General features: G+C 36.0%; 21 protein-coding genes, 1 tRNA gene and 1 pseudogene. 4 read left to right on the top strand and 19 right to left on the bottom strand.

The annotated features are described in order from the left end of the window. Positions 1-42 precede the first annotated feature (42 nt). The 9 genes from emeA to IGL17_RS04515 form a co-directional block, all read right to left on the bottom strand. The gene (gene emeA, locus IGL17_RS04555; RefSeq protein WP_002358140.1) at positions 43-1,197 is read right to left on the bottom strand and encodes a multidrug efflux MFS transporter EmeA; all 1,155 of its coding nucleotides are present in this window, start codon (positions 1,195-1,197) and stop codon (positions 43-45) included. 192 nt (positions 1,198-1,389) lie between these two features. Next, a complete protein-coding gene (locus IGL17_RS04550; protein WP_002369669.1) occupies positions 1,390-1,830 on the bottom strand; it encodes a GNAT family N-acetyltransferase in 441 nt (146 codons plus the stop codon). 48 nt (positions 1,831-1,878) lie between these two features. Next, entirely contained in the window at positions 1,879-2,391 is a 513-nt protein-coding gene (locus IGL17_RS04545; RefSeq protein ID WP_016618003.1) for a GNAT family N-acetyltransferase, read from the bottom strand. 66 nt (positions 2,392-2,457) lie between these two features. Then, positions 2,458-2,757, bottom strand: coding sequence for a hypothetical protein (locus IGL17_RS04540; RefSeq protein WP_002390034.1), 300 nt, complete (start codon positions 2,755-2,757; stop codon positions 2,458-2,460). Between the two features lie 27 nt (positions 2,758-2,784). Continuing rightward, entirely contained in the window at positions 2,785-3,351 is a 567-nt protein-coding gene (locus IGL17_RS04535) for a kinase (RefSeq protein WP_002408620.1), read from the bottom strand. Positions 3,352-3,360: 9 nt separating this feature from the next. After that, on the bottom strand, positions 3,361-4,365 hold the full coding sequence (locus IGL17_RS04530) for a LacI family DNA-binding transcriptional regulator (protein ID WP_002360622.1): 1,005 nt from the start codon (positions 4,363-4,365) through the stop codon (positions 3,361-3,363). Between the two features lie 6 nt (positions 4,366-4,371). Next, positions 4,372-5,862 carry a UDP-glucose--hexose-1-phosphate uridylyltransferase gene (gene galT, locus IGL17_RS04525; RefSeq protein ID WP_025193357.1) on the bottom strand — a complete coding sequence of 497 codons (1,491 nt, stop codon included), beginning with the start codon at positions 5,860-5,862 and terminating at the stop codon, positions 4,372-4,374. Positions 5,863-5,876: 14 nt separating this feature from the next. Then, positions 5,877-6,866 (bottom strand): UDP-glucose 4-epimerase GalE, encoded by a 990-nt coding sequence (gene galE, locus IGL17_RS04520; protein ID WP_002361578.1) that lies wholly within the window; start codon positions 6,864-6,866, stop codon positions 5,877-5,879. A 15-nt stretch (positions 6,867-6,881) separates the two neighbouring features. Beyond that, positions 6,882-8,045 carry a galactokinase gene (locus IGL17_RS04515; protein WP_002382071.1) on the bottom strand — a complete coding sequence of 388 codons (1,164 nt, stop codon included), beginning with the start codon at positions 8,043-8,045 and terminating at the stop codon, positions 6,882-6,884. A gap of 198 nt (positions 8,046-8,243) precedes the next feature. Here IGL17_RS04515 and galM point away from each other — a divergent pair, with 198 nt between their 5' ends. From galM to IGL17_RS04500, 3 genes are all read left to right on the top strand, one after another. After that, the gene (gene galM, locus IGL17_RS04510; RefSeq protein WP_016618211.1) at positions 8,244-9,302 is read left to right on the top strand and encodes a galactose-1-epimerase; all 1,059 of its coding nucleotides are present in this window, start codon (positions 8,244-8,246) and stop codon (positions 9,300-9,302) included. 130 nt (positions 9,303-9,432) lie between these two features. Then, positions 9,433-9,579, top strand: coding sequence for a hypothetical protein (locus IGL17_RS04505; RefSeq protein WP_002384758.1), 147 nt, complete (start codon positions 9,433-9,435; stop codon positions 9,577-9,579). Between the two features lie 120 nt (positions 9,580-9,699). Continuing rightward, the gene (locus tag IGL17_RS04500; RefSeq protein ID WP_002379300.1) at positions 9,700-10,338 is read left to right on the top strand and encodes a sugar O-acetyltransferase; all 639 of its coding nucleotides are present in this window, start codon (positions 9,700-9,702) and stop codon (positions 10,336-10,338) included. Positions 10,339-10,383: 45 nt separating this feature from the next. On the opposite strand, the gene IGL17_RS04495 is transcribed toward IGL17_RS04500, so the two are convergent. The 5 genes and pseudogenes from IGL17_RS04495 to IGL17_RS04475 all read right to left on the bottom strand — a co-directional run. Beyond that, entirely contained in the window at positions 10,384-10,815 is a 432-nt protein-coding gene (locus tag IGL17_RS04495) for a VOC family protein (protein WP_002382065.1), read from the bottom strand. A gap of 66 nt (positions 10,816-10,881) precedes the next feature. Next, positions 10,882-11,361: a GAF domain-containing protein gene (locus IGL17_RS04490; RefSeq protein WP_002360627.1), complete on the bottom strand. Its 480-nt coding sequence runs from the start codon at positions 11,359-11,361 to the stop codon at positions 10,882-10,884. 234 nt (positions 11,362-11,595) lie between these two features. Then, complete coding sequence (locus IGL17_RS04485) at positions 11,596-12,813, bottom strand: amidohydrolase (protein WP_016618213.1); 1,218 nt, start codon at positions 12,811-12,813, stop codon at positions 11,596-11,598. Beyond that, positions 12,810-14,060, bottom strand: coding sequence for an amidohydrolase family protein (locus IGL17_RS04480; RefSeq protein ID WP_016618214.1), 1,251 nt, complete (start codon positions 14,058-14,060; stop codon positions 12,810-12,812). The genes IGL17_RS04485 and IGL17_RS04480 overlap by 4 nt, the downstream gene beginning before the upstream one ends. After that, a pseudogene (locus IGL17_RS04475) lies at positions 14,061-14,363 on the bottom strand (peptide ABC transporter substrate-binding protein); the annotation flags it as partial. Between the two features lie 193 nt (positions 14,364-14,556). Here IGL17_RS04475 and IGL17_RS04470 point away from each other — a divergent pair. Next, the gene (locus IGL17_RS04470) at positions 14,557-14,799 is read left to right on the top strand and encodes a hypothetical protein (RefSeq protein WP_104680702.1); all 243 of its coding nucleotides are present in this window, start codon (positions 14,557-14,559) and stop codon (positions 14,797-14,799) included. 242 nt (positions 14,800-15,041) lie between these two features. Here IGL17_RS04470 and IGL17_RS04465 read toward each other — a convergent pair whose 3' ends face one another. The 5 genes from IGL17_RS04465 to IGL17_RS04445 all read right to left on the bottom strand — a co-directional run bounded on the left by IGL17_RS04465 (position 15,042) and on the right by IGL17_RS04445 (position 19,744). Next, positions 15,042-16,304: a hypothetical protein gene (locus IGL17_RS04465; RefSeq protein WP_104680704.1), complete on the bottom strand. Its 1,263-nt coding sequence runs from the start codon at positions 16,302-16,304 to the stop codon at positions 15,042-15,044. Between the two features lie 331 nt (positions 16,305-16,635). Next, the gene (locus IGL17_RS04460; RefSeq protein WP_104680705.1) at positions 16,636-17,403 is read right to left on the bottom strand and encodes a hypothetical protein; all 768 of its coding nucleotides are present in this window, start codon (positions 17,401-17,403) and stop codon (positions 16,636-16,638) included. A gap of 230 nt (positions 17,404-17,633) precedes the next feature. Next, positions 17,634-17,707 (bottom strand) — tRNA-Ile (locus IGL17_RS04455). A 668-nt stretch (positions 17,708-18,375) separates the two neighbouring features. After that, positions 18,376-19,482 (bottom strand): SH3 domain-containing protein, encoded by a 1,107-nt coding sequence (locus tag IGL17_RS04450; RefSeq protein ID WP_438760003.1) that lies wholly within the window; start codon positions 19,480-19,482, stop codon positions 18,376-18,378. A gap of 52 nt (positions 19,483-19,534) precedes the next feature. Continuing rightward, positions 19,535-19,744 carry a BhlA/UviB family holin-like peptide gene (locus IGL17_RS04445; protein ID WP_010711299.1) on the bottom strand — a complete coding sequence of 70 codons (210 nt, stop codon included), beginning with the start codon at positions 19,742-19,744 and terminating at the stop codon, positions 19,535-19,537. Positions 19,745-19,757: the final 13 nt, after the last annotated feature.

Genomic DNA, 19,757 nt, shown 5'->3' with positions numbered 1-19,757 from the left:
AAGTATTCGGAATTTTTATATTCCAAATACTTATTTTTTCTTTTACATCTTATTTCGATTTAAAAATAACGATAAAAAGCCCGTTCCTAACAGAATTACTGCTGAAACATAATAAGGGAAAAAGTGATTGATATCAAATAAAGCTCCTGCTGCCATTGGTCCTAAAATATTACCAAAACTTGTAAATGTCGAATTTAGTCCGTTGATGGTTCCTTGTTGATCTCCAGCATGTTTGGATAAATAAGTAGTTACTGCTGGTCTAAACAAGTCAAACGCTAAAAAGACAATAAACGTTGAAAATACAACAACTAAATTATTTTTTGTAAAGGCAATCACGGCAATAAAAATGGCACTTGCAAAAAAGGTTAATTGGATTAAACCCATTTCACCTATTTTTTGGACGATTGCATCAAAGAAAAACAACTGACAAATCAACGCTAAAATACCACTAACCGTAATCACGATTGCTATTTCACTTGTGGTAAAGCCAAAATTAATAGTCGCCATAATACTATAAATAGATTCGAACGCTTGCAGGCCAAAAGAGGAAATTAAGATAATCACAAATAATGAGGTAAACATTGGATTTCTTAAAATATCCATAAATGAACCTTTTTTCGCTTCAACAGCGGCTAAAATTCGTTTCTCTGGCTCCTTCAAAACAGTTAATGTCAAAATAAAACCAATAAACGCTAAAAATGCGGCCGCAAAAAACGGGGCGCGAATGCCTAAATAAGCAATAAAACCACCAACTCCTGGTCCGATAATAAAACCACCACTAATTGCAGCTGACACAAGCCCCATCGCTTTCGGACGTTCAGAAATCGTGGTCATATCTGCCACAAAAGCTGTCACTGACGGCATTAATAAAGCGGCGGCAATCCCACCTAAACCACGAGAAATATAAAAACCGCTTTTCGCTTGGGCTAAACCAAATAATAACTCAGAAATTGAAAACACCAACATGCCCGTTGCAATCATTTTTTTCCGACCAATTTTATCCGAAAGGACACCTGCGATTGGCGATGTGATTAATTGGGCAATCGCAAAAATAGAAATCATCATTCCCATTGTGGTACCAGAAAAATGCATTTCTTCTTTTAATTGGGGAATTACGGGAATGACTAGGCCTACGCCTAGAAAAACAAGAAATAAGTTAGAAATTGCTAAGTACATCATACTATTTTTTTTCGTCATAATTTGCCTCCTCCATAAAAAAACAGCCATCAAAAATGGCTATTTCTGTTTCTTTGTATGTACTTTCTTTGACAGTGTTTCGGCTGAAACACTCGTTGAGTCATTGAGATACATTTTACACTAATTCGCTGAAAATTTCACTAGTTTTTACTTATTTTTTTAAAGGAAATTGTTATTTTTTAAAGACATAACTTAAGTATCCAAGTATTTAATGAATCGCTTTTGTTTTTTATCAGAAACATAGCCAATGTGTTCATAAAATTGATGGGCTGCTGTACGCTGTTCCCCTGAATTTAAGCGAATCGCAGACAAGTTACACTTTTTAGCTTCCGTTTCTAGTTTCGTCATTAATTGTTTACCAATTCCACGGCCTTCTGCTTCTTTTGCCACTGCTAATCCCAGAACGTTCAATAACGTTTGGGAATAAATTGTTTCATACAGTTGCGCATGCACATAGCCTAAAATCTTGCCTGTCTTCGTTTCTTCATAAACATATAAAAACTCTCTGTCACTGGCTAGTAGTAATTTCTCAATCTGTTTACAGGTCACGTCAACGGGAACTTCATAGCCCAATTGTTCTTTATTAATGATAGTTAACGCCGCTGCATCTGTTGGCTTCATTTTTCTAATCAAGGGTGACAACCTCCTAAATGATATTTATAGAGTATTACTTTGGCTACTCTATAGTTTTTTCGATAAATAAAGAACTAACTCATCATCATTAACACACCGTTCGTTTGGTTTCAGCTGCTTATTTTGAAACCAAACTCCTGAACCGTCTGGCACATATCCTTGTTTGATATATAATCTTTGCGCTGCACCATAACCAGGATGCAGGCCTACTCCCAAGGAAACAGTATCTGCATAACTTTTGGCAACATTTTCTGCACGATTTAATAATAACCGCCCCACTCCTTGTTTTTGAAATGGTAAGAATACATTGAAATCAGCTATTTCAGGATATAAACTTTTAAAAGGTCCTTCCTTAGCTAATGGCAGTAACGTCACATAACCTAACAGCGTTGCCTTTTTCTCCGCTACAAAAACCGTTCGTTGCTTGACTAATTGTTCTTCTAAATAGTTCATTAAAATCTCTTGGCGACTTGGCCAACCTTGTTGGACAAATTGAGTATCCAGCGCTAAGATATCTTTCTCTTGCATTTCTCTAATAACCACTAGCTCAGACATTAGCATTCCCTCCCGAAAAACGCTTTCATTTTATACAACGAAGCGAATAATTCTTCGCTCCCTTATTCATTTTCAAAAACCATCGAGTTGATGATATTTGGGCAAAACAGCAACACATGTTTCTTCTGAATTAACAGCAATAACGAACCCTTGCCATAAGGACCACGTCACCGCTTCACCTAATTTCTCTTTCACTCGTTGAATCATTTCAGCTTGCGTTAAGTCTCGTGCAGGGAAATGTTGAACTTTATCGTTACTGATTAAAAAAATAAATGATTCTGAAAAAGCTGTCATGACTTCAGGTGGTAAATTTTTTAATCGTTCTTGGTAATCCATTGAAACCACTCCTTCTTTTTTATCATACCACAACATCCATTTCTCTAAAAAGCGCAGCACTTACTACTGAATATCTGCTAAAATTTGCCTGATAATCTGCTTTTCAGACAGTTGTTCAGATAACCGCTTTTCTCCCGGAAGCTCTAAATAATCTTCTGGTAGCCACCAACGTTTCATTTCCACGACACCAAATTCTTGATTCTTGTTTCTCTGGCTATGTCTTTTCAGCGTTTCTTCAAAAGAAATATCAAAATAATAAACCTGAACGTTTCCTTCAAAGAGATGGATTATTTCCTGAAAAAAGGAATGATAAATGGCTTTTTGAAAAATCCCTTCAACAATCACATACTGGCATTCTTGATAACCAAAAGCTACCAACTGTTTTAACAAAGCAATACTTAGATTACCTGTTTCATCTTTAACACGAAGCATTTCTCTGCGCACCACATCTTGAGAAATCAATAACGATTGTTCTTTAAGACACTGATGAAGCGCTTTAGCTATTGTTGTTTTACCACTACCAGAATTACCACGTAAAATAATTAATTTCGGTTGCATCTGTTTCCCTCCATTTTCTTGATTGTTGAAAACCAGCAGAAAAGAGCAAAAAACTTGGAAAAAACTCTCCAAGTTTTGCTGTTATTTTGATGAATGTTTCGTTGAATCTCGCTGAATGAATTCCGTTCCGACAATAATTTTTCTAGGAACTGGTGGGGTATTCAAGCATAACTCTTTCATTGTCTCAACGGCTAGCTCACCCATCCATTCAGTATGAACTTTAACTGTTGTTAATGTTGGTGAAACATATTTTGCGACACTAATATCATTAAAACCAATGATAGAAATATCTTCTGGCACACGAATGGCTGCTTCTTGTAACGCCCGCATCGCACCAATTGCCAACGTATCACTTGCAGCGAAAAAAGCGGTTGGACGAGTGTCCGCTTTTTCAATAAAGTCTTTCATCGCTTGATAGCCTTCTTCAACAGAAAAAGCTGCTTCGACAACCCATTCTTGATGATAAAGGTCCAGATCTTTTAAGGTTTCTTTAAAAGCGACAAAACGTGGATCAACCAATGCCACGCGGGACTCTTTCGTATATTCTTGCCCAGAAAGCATACCAATTTTCTGATGCCCTTGCGCCAAAAATTCTTGCACAATTGTTTTAACACTTCCAGCAAAATCAACAACAATGGAGTTTTGGCCAAAAGCCATTGCATCAAAGTCTACAAATAGAAGAGGTGCGCCTAAGGCGGCTAAGGCCGCCACTTGCTTTTCATCAAATTTTCCTAGGGCAATTGTCCCATCAAATCTTTTTTGAGACAGGTTTGTCAGAGATTCTTTGACTAAAAGAAAACCCAATTCCTCTGCCCGCTTTTCAACACCTAAACGAATCGATAAATAGTAAATATCATCCAGTTCTTCTGGATCGCTGAACCATTGGACAAACCGAATTTTCTTTTTGCCTGCTTGTTTTTTTCTGGCTCGCTTTTTATAATTTAACGTTTCTGCTGTTTCAAATATTTTCTTCTTCGTTTCATCACTAACTGATAATGTTTCATCATAGTTCAAAACTCTCGAAACTGTCGCTGAAGAAACACCGACTTGCTCTGCTATATCTTTAATGGTTACGATGTTCCTCACCTCAAATTAATCATTTTCAATACATTGAATAAATCGTTCAAAAGCACGACGGCCTTCTTCGTCACGTTTAAAGACGCCGGCATCTGTTAAAATTTGAACAAAAATTGTCCCAATTCCTTGTTGGATCACTTCTTTGACATTGGCTTCAGTGATGGTTTGCTGACTGAGTTCATCCGCCCAAGCTCGATGACTTTCAGCAATTTGATTGGGTTGCTTTAATAAATACTTTTCGACTTCTCTTAATTCTTGTGCCAGCCTTGGTGGCAAAATAGCTAGTCCCATTACTTCAATTAAGCCAATATTTTCTTGCTTAATATGTTGTACTTCTGGATGTGGATGAAAAATGCCATCTGGAAATTCCTCCGAAACATTATTATCTCGTAAAACTAAATCCAATTCAAATAATGACCCTTTGCGTCGGGCAATTGGCGTAATCGTATGATGCGGTGTGCCATCTTCTGAATAGGCCCGAACTGAGACACGTTCATCAGAATAATTGCGCCATTTGGTCAAAATTAATTCGGCCGCCTCAACTAGTTCCTCTTGACGATCACTTTGAAGACGAATCACAGACATCGGCCATTTTAAAATACCAGCAGTTATCTCAGGATATTTTTTCAAAGAAAATCTTTTTTCCATTGGTGCTAAATCCATTGGAAATGTATGACGTCCTGCTTGGTAATGATCATGAGATAAAATAGAACCACCAACAATTGGCAAATCTGCATTAGAGCCCACAAAATATTCAGGGAATAACTCCGTAATTTTAAGGAGCCGCTGGAACGTTTTTTTCTCGATTTTCATTTCTCGATGTTGTTGGTCCAAGAAAATCGCATGCTCATTATAGTAAGCATATGGCGAATATTGAAAGCCCCAAGCTTCGTCCTCTAAATTTAGTCGGATAATCCGATGGTTTGTCCGTGCTGGATAATTCACACGGCCATAATAACCTTCATTCTCCATACATAACATACACGCTGGATATTTTTTTTGACTCATTTTCTTTTCAGCCAAAATTTTTCGAGCATCCTTTTCTGGCTTCGATAAGTTAATGGTAATTTCTAGTTTACCATAGGGTGAGTCCATTGGGAAAATAATGTTTTTGGCGATTGCTTTCGTTTTAATGTAGTTATTCGTTTTACATAACTGATAAAAATAATCCGTTGCTTTTCGTGGAGACTCTTGATAATAGTCCATAAACTTCCGATTAATGATGGTTGGGGTCGGCGTAACAAAATCCATTAACTCCGCTTCTAGTTGTTCTGCTTCCGTAATTGAGTCATCGATTTGGTGATTGGCTTGTGCAATATTTAAAAGATGTTCCACCACACGCAACGGTTCTTGCTCACAAGCAACCGCTTCTGGTTGTTCAAAAAAATCACAGCCAACTAGTTTGGCAATCCGATTCGTCAAATAATAGCGGTCTGTTTCCGTCCAATCGCCATTTTCTATGATTATCTCTACAAATGCAGCAATCCATTTACTACTTTCTTTCATCATCTGATGTTCTCCTATTCATTATAGCCTTGAGGATGTTTCACATGCCATTGCCAAGCGGTGGCGATAATGTCCTTGACCTCAGTTACTTCTGGTTGCCAGCCTAAAACTCGTTTGGCTTTTTCACTAGAAGCAATTAACGTACTAGGATCCCCTGCTCGGCGTGGCGCGATTGTCGCAGGAATTTCTTGGCCTGTCACTTCGCGAGCAGCATCTAACATTTCTTTAACAGAATAGCCGTTGTTGCTTCCCAGGTTAAAGACGTCACTTTCGCCGCCATTTTTCAAATATTCTAAAGCCAAAATATGTGCTGCAATCAAGTCTTCAATATAAACATAATCTCGAATGCACGTGCCATCTGGTGTATCATAATCATCCCCAAAAATACTTAGCTCTGCTCGTTGGCCTAATGCCACTTGTAAAATAATTGGCACAATATGCGTTTCTGGCGTGTGATCCTCACCAATTGAGGCATCTTTTTTTGCTCCCGCAACATTAAAATAACGCAAAGCAACATATTTCATTCCATAAGCGTTGTCGCACCATTTCATGATTTTTTCCATCATTAATTTACTTTCCCCATACGGGTTTTTAGGATTCGTTGGGGTTTCTTCTGTAATAGGCATTGCTTTTGGTTCGCCATAAGTGGCCGCTGTGGAAGAAAAAACAATGTGTTTCACTCCGAATTCTTGCATGACTTCCAAGGCAATTTGAGTGCCGTGAACATTGTTATTGAAATACATTAACGGTTTCTCCACGGATTCTCCTACTAAAGAATTGGCCGCAAAGTGCAACACCCCTTCAATTGATTCCTTTTCAAAGACACTACGTAAAAAAGCTTTATCACGAATATCGCCTTCATAGAAAGTCGCTTGTTCATGAACTGCTGAACGATGCCCCGTTAATAAATTATCAACAACCACAACGGCATATCCTTTTGAAATTAATTGATCGACGGCATGTGAGCCGATGTAGCCTGCGCCACCTAATACTAAAATAGACATTTAAAGCCTTCCTTTCTAAAATAACTTTCTGGCACCATCATCAATTGATGCAGGATAAAAATCAGCAGCATAGCCAATTTTATCTTGATAACTCTGGCCAACAGCTTCAATAAATGCATCTATATTTTGCTTTGGTACCAAAGCAATACTACAACCGCCAAACCCTGCACCAGTCATCCGTGCGCCCAAAACGCCTGGTTGTTCTTGCGCACAAGCCACTAAGGTATCTAACTCAATGCCAGTTACTTCGTAATCTTCTTTTAGCGAACGATGTGAGGCATTTAATAATAAGCCAAATTCTTCCAAATCCCCTTCAGTTAGCGCTTGTTTTGCCAATAAAGTTCGTTCATTTTCTGTGACGGCATGACGCGCTCGTTTAATCAACGTTGGATCTCCAATCAATGCTTGATATTGTTCAAATGTCTCGCTGTCTAATTCACCTAAAAATTCAATAGATAACTCTTTTTGAAGCAAACGAACGGCTTCTTCGCATTCTGCACGGCGTTCATTATATTTTGAATCTGCTAATTCACGACGTTTGTTAGTATTCATAATAACAATCGTATACTCACCTAATTTGGCGGGAACCATTTCATAGTGCATATTATTGGTATCTAGTAGAATAGCTTGATCTTTTTCTCCCATTCCTACGGCAAATTGGTCCATAATTCCTGAATTAACGCCAATAAATTCATTCTCCACTTTTTTACCGATTTGCACCAATTCAAGCATTGGACAGTGTAAAGCATATAAATCATTACAGATCGTTCCCATTAAAAGTTCAATAGAAGCAGAAGAAGACAAGCCAGCACCATTAGGAATCGTACCGTAGAAGAGCACATCTAAGCCAGAATCAATATTGTGTCCGCTTTCAATCAAGTAATTTAAAACGCCTTTAGGATAATTTGCCCAATCATCCGAATCTGAATAGGTTAAATCTTCTAATGAAAATTCGATGAGACCAACCTCTTTAAAATTATCAGAAAACATCCGAATTTTTTGGTCGTCTCTTTTTCTTGCCACACCAAATGTCCCTAACGTAATAGCCGCTGGGAAAACATGACCGCCATTGTAATCTGTATGTTCACCAATCAAATTAATTCTTCCAGGGGCAAAATAACAGGCTGTCCCTTTCTCACCAAATATTTCTACAAATCGATTCATTAACAGTTCTTCCATCACTAATCGCTCCTTTCATTAGTAAACAAATTGTATAATATTTACTAAATTTTTGCAAATGTTTACTTAATATTTTCTTAATTGTCATTTTGATTGAAAACGTGTACAATACAATTAAATAAAGATTTATTTTCTTAGCGTTTCTTTTTGACTATTTAAATAATCTAAACAACAAAGTTAAATTTACTAAATATTTACTTGAAGGAAGGATTGATTATTTTGACTATTTCAACTGAATCATTTGGACAAGGAATGCTTCTTTACACACTGACGAATAAAAATGGTGTGACTTTAAAAGCAACAGATTTTGGTGCGCGAATTGTTGCGCTCGACGTTCCTCTTACAAAAAATGAATCCCGATCACTCGTGCTAGGCTTTCCCTCAGCAGATGAATATTTGTCTAAAGACTTATATTTTGGTGCAACAATTGGTCGAACAGCTGGCCGAATTGCCGATGGCTCCTTTGAACTAGCGGGTAAAACGTATCAAACGATGATTAATACTCCTACTCAAACAACACTTCACGGCGGCACACCTGGGTTTGAAAGTAAAAAATGGCACAGTGAAATCCAAGAGGCACAAGTGAATCCTTCTGTGAAATTTTGGCTAGAGAGTCCTGCTGGTGAAAATGGTTTTCCTGGAAATCTCACTGTTTCAGTCACGTATACATTGACTGAAGAAAATGAATGGCAAATTGAGTATCAGGCAACTACAGATGAACAAACACTTTTTAATCCAACCAATCATGTCTACTTTAATTTAACTGGAAATCCTACAATCCCCATTGATACGCATGAGTTACAAATAAATGCCCAAAAGTATGTCCCGCTTGATGAAAGAGTTTTACCGCTTGGAGAATTAGCTTCCGTCGACCAGACAGCTTTTGATTTACAAAAACCTAAAAAATTAGCTGAGGTTTTTTCAAGTAACGATGAACAAATCCAAAAGATGAACGGCTTCGATCACCCTTTCATCTTAACCAATCATGATTTAATTAACCCAGATGTTATCTTAAAAAGTCCTACTAAAGATATCACCTTAGAAATGTTCACTGATCAACCTTCAGTTGTTATTTTTTCAGCAAATTTTGCTGATAACGGTCCCGATATTCAAGGGCAAAAATTAGTCAATCACGGAGCGCTCACATTTGAAACCCAAGTCTGTCCTGGTGCTGAAAGATTTCCCTTGTTCGGTTCTATCACCCTCTCACCTGAACAGGAATTTCACTCAACGACCCGTTTCAAACTAATTTATTAAGTGAAAAGATGCTCTTAACCAAGCTTATCTTCGAACTAAAAAAGATAAGAATGGTTAAGAGCACTTCTATTATTTGACATTTTTAATCGCTCCATTTACACTATTTTCAATTAGAAAGGCGGTGATGTCTATGTATGCAATCAAATTTTTTCATGGCTATTTAACTGCAGATGGTAAACGTACGCGAGATAAATCAGGTTGTTTAGTTTACCACTCTGAAAAAGAAGCACAAAAATTAGCAGATAAAATTGGCGGGAGAGTTAAAAAAATTGGATAACCTTAGGTAAAGGATAGATAAGCAAGGCTATTTTGCTATCTGTCCTTTTTTATTTTACATATTCCTCGACTTATTGTATTGATTTGATACAATAGAGAAAAAGCCTAAAGGAGCGCTTACATGAAACAAAATGACTTTGATTATATGCAAATGTTAAAAGGTGAATTATATTACGCCCCCACCATTTTACCCGAAAACAAATCAACAAAAGGCAAGGTGTTAGCTCAAAAAATCAATCAACTTCCTATCGATAATGTGAAAGAAATTGTGGCCCTAGAAAAAGAATTATTAGGAAAAACTGGCAATGAGTTATATATCACTCCACCCCTCCATGTAGACTACGGTCGCCATATTGAGGTAGGAGAAAATTTTTATGCAAATATGGATTGCATTTTTTTAGATGTAAACAAAATCATCTTCGGTGATAATGTCATGGTTGGCCCTCGTGCTAGTTTTTATACTGCCGGCCATCCAATTGATCCAACGATTCGAACTGCAGAATTAGAATTCGGGACGCCAATTATTGTTGAAGATAACGTGTGGATTGGCGGAAGTGCCACCATTTTACCTGGCGTTACAATTGGAAAAAATGCTATTGTCGCTGCTGGTGCTGTGGTTACAAAAGACGTTCCTGCCAACACGATTGTTGGGGGCAATCCAGCAAAAGTCATTCGCAAAATTGATGAAAACGATCAGCAATTTTGGACAGAAAAGCAACGGCAGTATCAAATCGCTAAGAAGCAATTCTTTCATGAATAAAAAATCCCCAATCCAATGAAAATAACGGATTGGGGATTTTTTATTTTAATCTTCTTCATAATAATTAAACATCCAATGGATGCCAAACTGATCTTTTAGGGAACCATACTTTTTGGACCAAAAAGTTTCAGATAACGGCATTGTAACAGTGCCACCTTCAGATAATCGTTTAAATAAGCGATCAATTTTTTCATCATCATCTGTGCTAACCACGAGCGAAAGGTTATTTCCTTCCGTAACTTCAAAACCAAACATATCAGGAACATCTGAAATCATTACATAGGTTCCTTCAATAATGATACTTGCGTTCATCACTAAATCCTTTATCTCGTCGTTTATAGGATGCTCAGGATCTTCAGGTGCTTCGCCAAAAGTCATTAAATTTTGACATTTTGTATCAAAAACATCTTCATAGAACGCAATTGCTTCTTTTGCTTCACCTTTAAAATTTATATACAGCTCTAACAAATGACTCACCTTCTTTCATGATCAAATTTTATACTTTATTTTCTCATGATTTGTCAGAAAGCAAAAATAGTCTGCTTAAAAATCTGATTTTTCTAGTAACAAGGTAACAAATTTTTCCAAATACAGTTGGTCAACCGCATCATAGCTATTTGTTACACCACTATCAATATCTAAAACACCGACCAATTGATGATTTTTTACCATCGGTACAACGATTTCAGACATCGCAGCTGAGTCACAAGAAATATAATTGGCGTGTGTCTTCACGTTATCAACAATCAATGTAGCTTGTTTTTCCGCGGACTCACCACAGACACCTTTGCCCATTTTAATTCTGGTACAAGAGACTTTCCCTTGAAAAGGCCCCAAAACTAATTCTTCATCTTTATATAAATAATACCCAGCAAAAACGGTGTCTGGTAACGTTTGTGCAAGTAACGCGGACGAGTTTGCTAAATTTGCAATAGCATCCGTTTCTATTTCTAACAAACCGCTCAATTGTTGTAAGCACAATTCGTAGGCTGCTTTTTTGTTTTCTCTCGTTTGTTCAGTCATGCTTGGTTCATCTCCTTCATTTTGTCTTATTATAAAGGAAGATACGCAAAAGTGCTATGTTAAAGTGAGTCAAACAAACTTGAAACGCTGATACACGTTGTGAGCAGAAGCACTTTATAAGGATTAAACTGTGACGAGTAACCGCTGGACTGACACTATGCGTCGCTCAGAGCTGAACCCTGTTTCCTCTGTTTGGCTTTTTAGCATTCTATTTCTACCTAATTTTAAAGCAAGTTAAACCCATTGTCCTTTCAACATAATCTGGCGTTTCTGTGGTTTTCTAGCAATCACTTCTGCTGTAGAAGCTGCTTCTGTAAAGATAAAGTTTGCTTCGTCGCCTTCTGTAAACCAAAGACGTTCTTCTTCAAATGAAAAAGGTGCTTCTTTGCCGCAGCCATGGACGTAAGCTTGAGTAAGTTGCTCTTCTGTAATCTTTCCTGTCATTTCACAAAAATTACGTAATTTTTCAAATAAATCACCTGAAACATTAGAACTCCAAGAGTCAAAAAAGCCATCACTACCTAAATGAACCGATACACCAGCTTGGCGTAACACATCAATTGGTGGCAATAAATAACGAGGATCATAGGGAATTGTAGACATAATCGCCGTTTGATGTGTTGCCAAGCGTTGGTATAGTTTTTCTTTTTCTCCTGGTCGTACATCTAGCAGCGCAAAGGCGTGACTGATAGCGGTTCGCTGAGTAAATTTTCGTTCTTCCAAAATGTCTAAAAATTTATCAATTGTATAAACACCAACCTCCCCCGTATCATGCAAGTGGATATCGATTCCTACTTGAAATTCTTCTGCCAGATCAAAAATGGTTTCTAAAGATTCTTCAATTGCATAATCAATGCCTGCAGGATCTAAACCGCCAACCATTGTTCCACCATTTTTTAGGGCTTCTCTCATGAGTAAAACCGTGTGGGGATTTTTTAATAATCCATGCTGTGGAAAGACAACAATATCATAATCAATCACATGCGCATATTTTTCTAAGGCTCTTTTGACGCCCCAGAAGTTTTCTAGTTCTACATAAGGATCAATGTTGACATGTGTCCGAATATAAGAGGCTCCATACCCAATCAATTTTTCAATCATGGCCGTCGCTCGTTGTTCTGTTGACGGCGCTAACAATTTAAGTTCACTGGCTTCGTCTGCTAAACGCTCTTTTAAATTCTTAACAGGTTGGCTAGCACGCCAGCCTAATGAAAGGTAGGTTTTATCTAAGTGGTTATGGCTCTCTTGAAAAGCGGGAATAGCCAGTTGTCCGTTTAAATCAGTTCCTTGTTGCTTTTCAGTGACTTGATTTTGCGGAATAATCGCTTGAATTTTGCCTTCTTGAATCGCTAAAGTATAGCGTGCGGTTTTAGTATACGTTAATTCGTGGTGGTCTTTAGCAAAACCAGTTTCTAAACGAACATTATTCAAATAAACAATGGATGCTGTCATTCTCTTTCCCCCTTTTGAACGGCTTCAACCAGTTGTCCTTTTAGTATCAGTTGTTGGATTGGCTGTTGGCGTGCAATCACGTGAGCAGTGCTCTCAGCATTAAATAGTAGGAAATCTGCAGAATCGCCGACGTTAGGCCAAACTCGCTGCCCGTTAGGATCAAGAGGCGTTACAAAATTACTCGCTAAGCCCCATAAACGATTCAAGCGATACTCATCGCTAATTTTAAATCTTTGAGCGGCTGTATTTAATTTTTCTATTGTATTGCCACTGCCAAAAGGCGACCAATGATCCGTCAAACTGTCATGAGCCACGGAGATCTTAACACCTTGTTCAACCAAGGTTGGAATCGGCATGGTGGGCATTCCAATCGGTACAGTCGAAGTCAAATCAATCCCTGTTTCGATGAATTTTTGCGCAATGTCTCTAATTGCTGCTTCTTCTAAGCTCCCCAAAGCTAAAGCATGACTTAAAGTAACTTTGCCAAACATCTTTGCTTGTTCTGTATAATCAACAAATTTATTAAATTCATAAAGTCCCAAAGTATCACGGGCGTGTAAATGAACATCAATTTTTTTATTAAATGTGGTAGCTAATTCAAATATTTTTGCGATTGAATGATCCACATGACGATCCACAAGGGCTGGATCAACGCCGCCGACATGAGTTGCCCCCATGCGTAAGGCTTCGCGCATCAAAGGTTCGACTTGTGAGCGGAGTAATCCGTGTTGAGGAAAAGCCACAATTTCATGAGTAATGTATTGTTCATATCGACTAAATGCTTCTTTAGTGATTTCAATATGTTTCGTTCCAATAGATGGATCTACATTACAATGACTGCGAATATGATAATGGCCTTGTTGAATATACTGCTCAATAACTTGGCAAGCACGTTCTAAACTAGTTGGTAATTGTTCAGGTAACAGCCAAGTTTCTTCTTCAATACGTGTTAAAATTCCTTTCGTTAGTGGACGACAGGCCTTCCAAGGTCCCCCAAAATACGTTTTATCAATATGAATATGCATTTCTCTTAGAGCAGGTAAAACGAGTTGCTGATTCACATCGATAACTGTTTCGCTCTCTAAAGGCCTTAACTGCGGTGCGACCGCAGTACAGACCTCGTTTTCAATTCGAATATCATAGCTAGCTGTTTCTGTCGCAACAATTCGCTGATTCACAGTAGAAAATCCTGTTTCTAATTTACAGTTTTTTAAAAGCATGACAAACCCCTTCCTACCTTCATTCAATTAGTTAACATAAGCCCATTTTAAACTGTACGTAGGTCCAAATGAATGCCAATACAGATCCTTGATTTTTTGATTAGCTAATACAGAAATGCTTCGATTGTAGATTGGTGCTAAAACCGTTTCCTGATTCACCAAAATATCTTGTGCTTGAGCAAAGTCATTTAAACGAGCCTCTTGATCAGCCGCATGTGTTGTTCTAGTTTCTTGAATTAATTGATCATACGTATCACTCTTGAACGTTACGCCGCCCAAGGTACTATCCGAAGTAAAGATGCGCATAACTGTTAATGGATCACGATAATCTTTTTACTCCGTGAAACTGAATAATTTTGTATGTAAAAGCCTTATTAAATAGGCTTTTTCATTATTTTATTACTATCTTCAAAACCTCTGAATACCACTAATTTGGTAGTCAAATGGTAGTCAATTTCATACCTAGACGAATAAAAACAATCTTACTATAATATAGTTAACTACTAGCAAGGAGTTGATTTCTATGAAACCAAATTATGTAGGAACAATTCATAAAATCAAGGTATTAACTACTTATCCAGAAATGTTAGTCCGCTTTTCTTTACAAACTCAAAAAGAGACTATCAATTGTATTATTTCTAAAAAAGAATTGGCGGACGAATTACTCATGTTACCTGATGGCACAGAGCTTGCTGTTTATGGTAGGTATAATCAAAAAAGGCAACTAGTTGTGGTGAAATGTGTGTGCGGAAAAAGAAAGGTATAATTTAAAAAGCGCTCAAATAGAGCGCTTTTTAAATTATATTTTATGGATTATATATGACTATAACTAGTAAGCTCTATTCTTCGAGCTAACACTTTTTCATTTTTTCTATAATTTTTCTTTTACGTTTATATTGCTCATACTCTTCCAGAGCATCAGAAGAAACGTACGATTTCTTAAAAATTTTTTCCAATTCATATAAGCTGTTATCAAAATCATTCCTCTTTGAGTAAAAAAGCTTACTATTATTTGTATTTTTGCTTATTACCGTAATCATAATTATATTTCTCCTTTCTATTCCTAAACTCGATATTTTTATTAATATCAAAATAGTGTTTTCTTTTAATCCAAATAGGTCCTTCTCCTAAGTTTATAGCTAATACATCTATAGGTCCCCCTACCGTTGGAATGTCACTAGTATATTTTCTTTTAAAACCAGTTAGATTTACTAATGTTTCTGCTACATCAGCTATTTCATCAATTTGTAAAACTTCAATTGTATCAACCATTTTACGAATAAAAATTTCATTCTGGTATTTTTCAAATTCATTTAAAAATGATGCGACATCACTACTTTCCATTTTACCAGACTCTCCCAATAAACTAAATAGCTTATTTTTTAATTCAGGGGCAATTCCTGTTAAAACAGTTTGTACAACATCTTCTTGTGCAAACGGAACTATTGAACTTGTTACTTTCGAGTATTCAGCATTTTCCTCATCTCTTTTAGGAAAATTAGTAACATCAACTTTTTGTGCAACTGTTTTAGAATAAATAATTTCACCTAAAACTTTTCCTTGAAACTCATGGCAATACAATGATGGAAAAGAGTCATTTGTACCATATCCAGCAATAACTAAGCCGCTAGAAGATAGTATATCGTTAGATCTATTTAGCAATAAAAATACTAATTCAGTAAACTTTTTAAATGTATTTTCTAGAACTTCTGGAATTTTAAATTCTAATTCCATCGCTTGTTTTATTACATCATCATAAAGACTATGAAATTCCTCTTCTTTTATTTTAGTAATTGTTTTCTCTTGTTTAATGTCATTCAGAAGATCATCAATTACACTATTTGTAATTAAAACAATGTCATTATTATCTATTGATCTACCACTTTGCACATAGTAATCTAAGCTAGGAGCAGATAACTGAGTAATTATTTGAACTAAATTATTCGAAAAAGAAAAAATATAATGTATTGCAGCATTTTCATCATCTAATAAACTTTCATTTTTTAAATATTCTAAAAAACTTTCCACATAACTTTCAGTAGAATCCAATGGTTTCATTGATATTTGCTTCGAAAAGCGCTTAATTAATATTTCCCAAGGAACCCCCATTAAACTTGCATTACCATATATCATAATTCCTATTGAGTGTGCAGTTCCTACAGTAAATAACTTACGGGCTGAGTTATATACTTTCCCTCCACCTATAGTAACAGCACTATCAGCAGCTAAAACCACTCCATGTTTATTTAAAATACCTATTTCAGCAGTCATATTACACCTCTCATTTTTTATAATTGTCTTCTTTATGCACTTTTACGTCAATAATTTAACAAAAAATATCTACCTCCTAACAAGAAGGGGATATTTTACCATGGACCATATAGGACTCGGACCTGTGATCAAACAATTATGAGCTGTTTACCCTAACCAGCTAAGCTACAAGAACAAATTATGTTATTTAATTAACAACATGTACTCTAATTTTAATTGATACAATAGGATTTTGTAATCTAGTCTACTCCATTAAATACACATAGTTTTAACTAAAGTCACAGACCTTTGCACAGACAAAATCATCACGCTGATAGATTTAACTTTTCATTTAAATAGACGATGTATAAACAACCAATCCCATCAATATAATAATAAACATTAGTCCAAAAACAATAAAAAATTTCTTTAAAAACATTTTAATTGACCATATATTTCCTGCTACTACAAGGTTAAATAATGAAAATTCTACATAAGCTGAAATAAAATATACTACTACTAAAATTATATACAGACTATTCTCATCAATTTTGCTAGGATATTTAACAACTGAAAAAATTAAACTTAAAACTGAAATTATGAGTAGCAATAGTGGAAAAACAGTAAATTCCACAGCTCTTATCATTCTACTAGCGAGATCCATTTCCCTACCTCTAACTTTTATTTTGCGTACATATCTATGAAACATATACCTAAAATATAGAGAAATGGCAAACGAGCTTACTATAATACTACAAGTTTGTAGTGCAATCGTTAACGAATTTATTTTTTCTGCAAAAAACAGAGCCACTATTATAGCAGGACACAAGACTAAAAAACATTTATTATAAGCAGATAGCCTGCCCAAATTTTCAAGAAACATCTGATTTTCTATTTGTTCCTCTTGATGTTTTCGTATTAGTATAGAATCTTGAATCTGCATCGCCATGATGTTTATTGATGAATTATCTCCACTAGTGCTTATATCGCTAATTTTTTGTAACTGTATATTTTTGATTTCTTGTTTCTTTTCTAAAGATTTTTTATCTTGGATAATTCCAAATATTGCTGTAATCAAAGTAATCACTGCACTAGCTAAACTTAATATGGGTTCAACCATTATATAAACTCCTTTTTGTTTTTAATATAACAAATTACATACAGAAAAATAAAATGCAAATTTGCATATTTCGATAAGTAGAGCAACTAGTGCATTGATAAAAATTAACACTTTCATTTTTTCCTATCTTTTTTTGTTCTAAATTTGGTATTCAAATGATGTTCATATAAAAGTGGATTTACTACAACAAAAAAGGCTTACCTCTTAAACGAGAAGTAAGCCTTTAATTATGGACCATACAGGATTCGAACCTGTGACCGAACGGTTATGAGCCGTTTGCTCTAACCAGCTGAGCTAATGGTCCAAGTAAGAACCACCCTATTGGGGATAAAATAGTTCTTACTGGTTATAGCTTAATATATAATAATTTTACTTTACTGATTTTCAATTTTCAACAAAAAAAAAGCGACCGTCTTATTGAGAAAAGGCGATCTGTGTGAAAAAATAAGAGTTTAAATATGTATCAACATTTTACAATATCTGTTTTTTGAGTTCAATATTTTTATGTAAAAAAAGGCCGCCTCATTGGGGAAAGGCGGCAAGAGGTAGTAATAAAATGAAAAATAAAACTGTTTGGTAAATATATTTTACCGCTTTCTTTTTTGAATTTCAATAAAAAAAGAGAACTCTCTATAAAACATAGAGAGCTCCGTTACAATTGAGAAAACCATGCAACCTTTATCAAAAAGGCCTACTATCATTTTATACAGGCTTTCAATATATTTCAACAAAAAATGCACCTATCTTAGGACTTGGGAAAAGATAGGTGCACCCTTCTTGTATTATTAATAAAAGAAGGTCATACTATGAATTTATTAAAAGGTAACTATATTTTAAATCTATTTATTCTAAATTTCAACAATAAAAAGCACCCTATCAATCATTGATAGAGTGTGAACGAGAAATTTAATAATGTACCAAATGTAAGGATATTATAAAAAATTTTGAGAGATTTTTCAATACTTTTTTTGCTTAATATCCTGTCCCCCATGTATTGCTTGGATCACCATCATTTGGTCCAACAGGAATGTAAATTCTTGTTCCGTTTGAGTCTGTTCCCCCTAGCCAAACATAACCGTCTGCCACGTGGACAGAATCATATCTAAATTGTGCACCTTTTGGCCAGATACCATATACTGGCGCATACAGACTAGGTGAGCCAGTACGTAACACAATCCCTTCATTTACACCGATAGTAAAAACTTTAGCTGGCTTAGGTTTGCTATTTTCCCAAAGCTCCGCAATATCTCCATCGTTCGCATATCCTAATAATTTACCGCTATTTTCAATCCGATATAGATTTTTACGACCGTCTAATTTCTGTGTGATTGTACCAACTTGCGTCCAAAGCGCGCTAGCGTTGATATGCTCATTAATCGGTGCATCTGGGGTTTTGTAGATTGTTGTAAAGCGAACGTTCTGCCCTACTTTATATTTAGGTTTGTTTGGTTTGCCAGGATTTACAATAACATCGTGACCATCTTCTGGAAGTCCAGTTTGTAAATCTTGTGCTAATTGTGCTTTGCTAATTCCCCAACTTGCTAAATATCCATATGGGTCAGTGTGATCACCCCACCAAGTTTTAGACACCCAATCATGCGATACAATTCCGTATCCTGTACCATCATCTAAGTCAAATGTTGCCCCGATTTGAGTTGCTAAATCGCGGATCAAGTTAACATAGGCTGCATAGTCTTTTTTGAATGTTTCTTTGTTATTCGTTCGAGCTAATTCGATTTGTGCATAGGCTTTTGCATTCGCTGTTGGTCCTGCGCCCCATTGAATTTGTCCTGCTGGTGCTAACTGTTTCACTCGACCACCAGAACCAACAAAATATGAAACGTACGCATTTTGCCAGTTTCGTTTCATATATGCCGTTTCATTGTCTAAACTATTGGGACCGACATTATTTCCATTTCCTGACTCATGTAACACAATTAATTCATTGGTTGCATAGCCAGGAAAATAACCACCAAAATTGATTGGGTCTTGTTCAATTTGATAAGCATCTACGCCAACTGGTAACATCAAACCTAAGGTCATTGCACCAGCTACTAATAATTTAACAGTTTTTTTCATAAAAACACCTTCCTAAAATTAATAATAAAAAGGTATAGCTTAGAGCCATACCTTAATTTAATTTCTCATGAATTTTTTCTACCGTCGTTTTAATGTCTTCAACATCTTTTAACGAGTCCGCAAGCTTTCCAATTGTTTCTTGATAATTACGCTCACGATCATTATTTTGTTTCATCACCCAAATAAATAAACCAACAAATAGAGTTGTAAATGTTACTTGCTCTGGATTTGTTAATAAACCTCTTACAAATTCTTCAATCAAAACTACTTACCTA

The organism is Enterococcus sp. AZ088 (genome assembly GCF_051714845.1).
Taxonomy (GTDB): Bacteria; Bacillota; Bacilli; order Lactobacillales; family Enterococcaceae; genus Enterococcus; species Enterococcus faecalis.
This window is presented reverse-complemented; position numbering and strand designations above follow the sequence as displayed.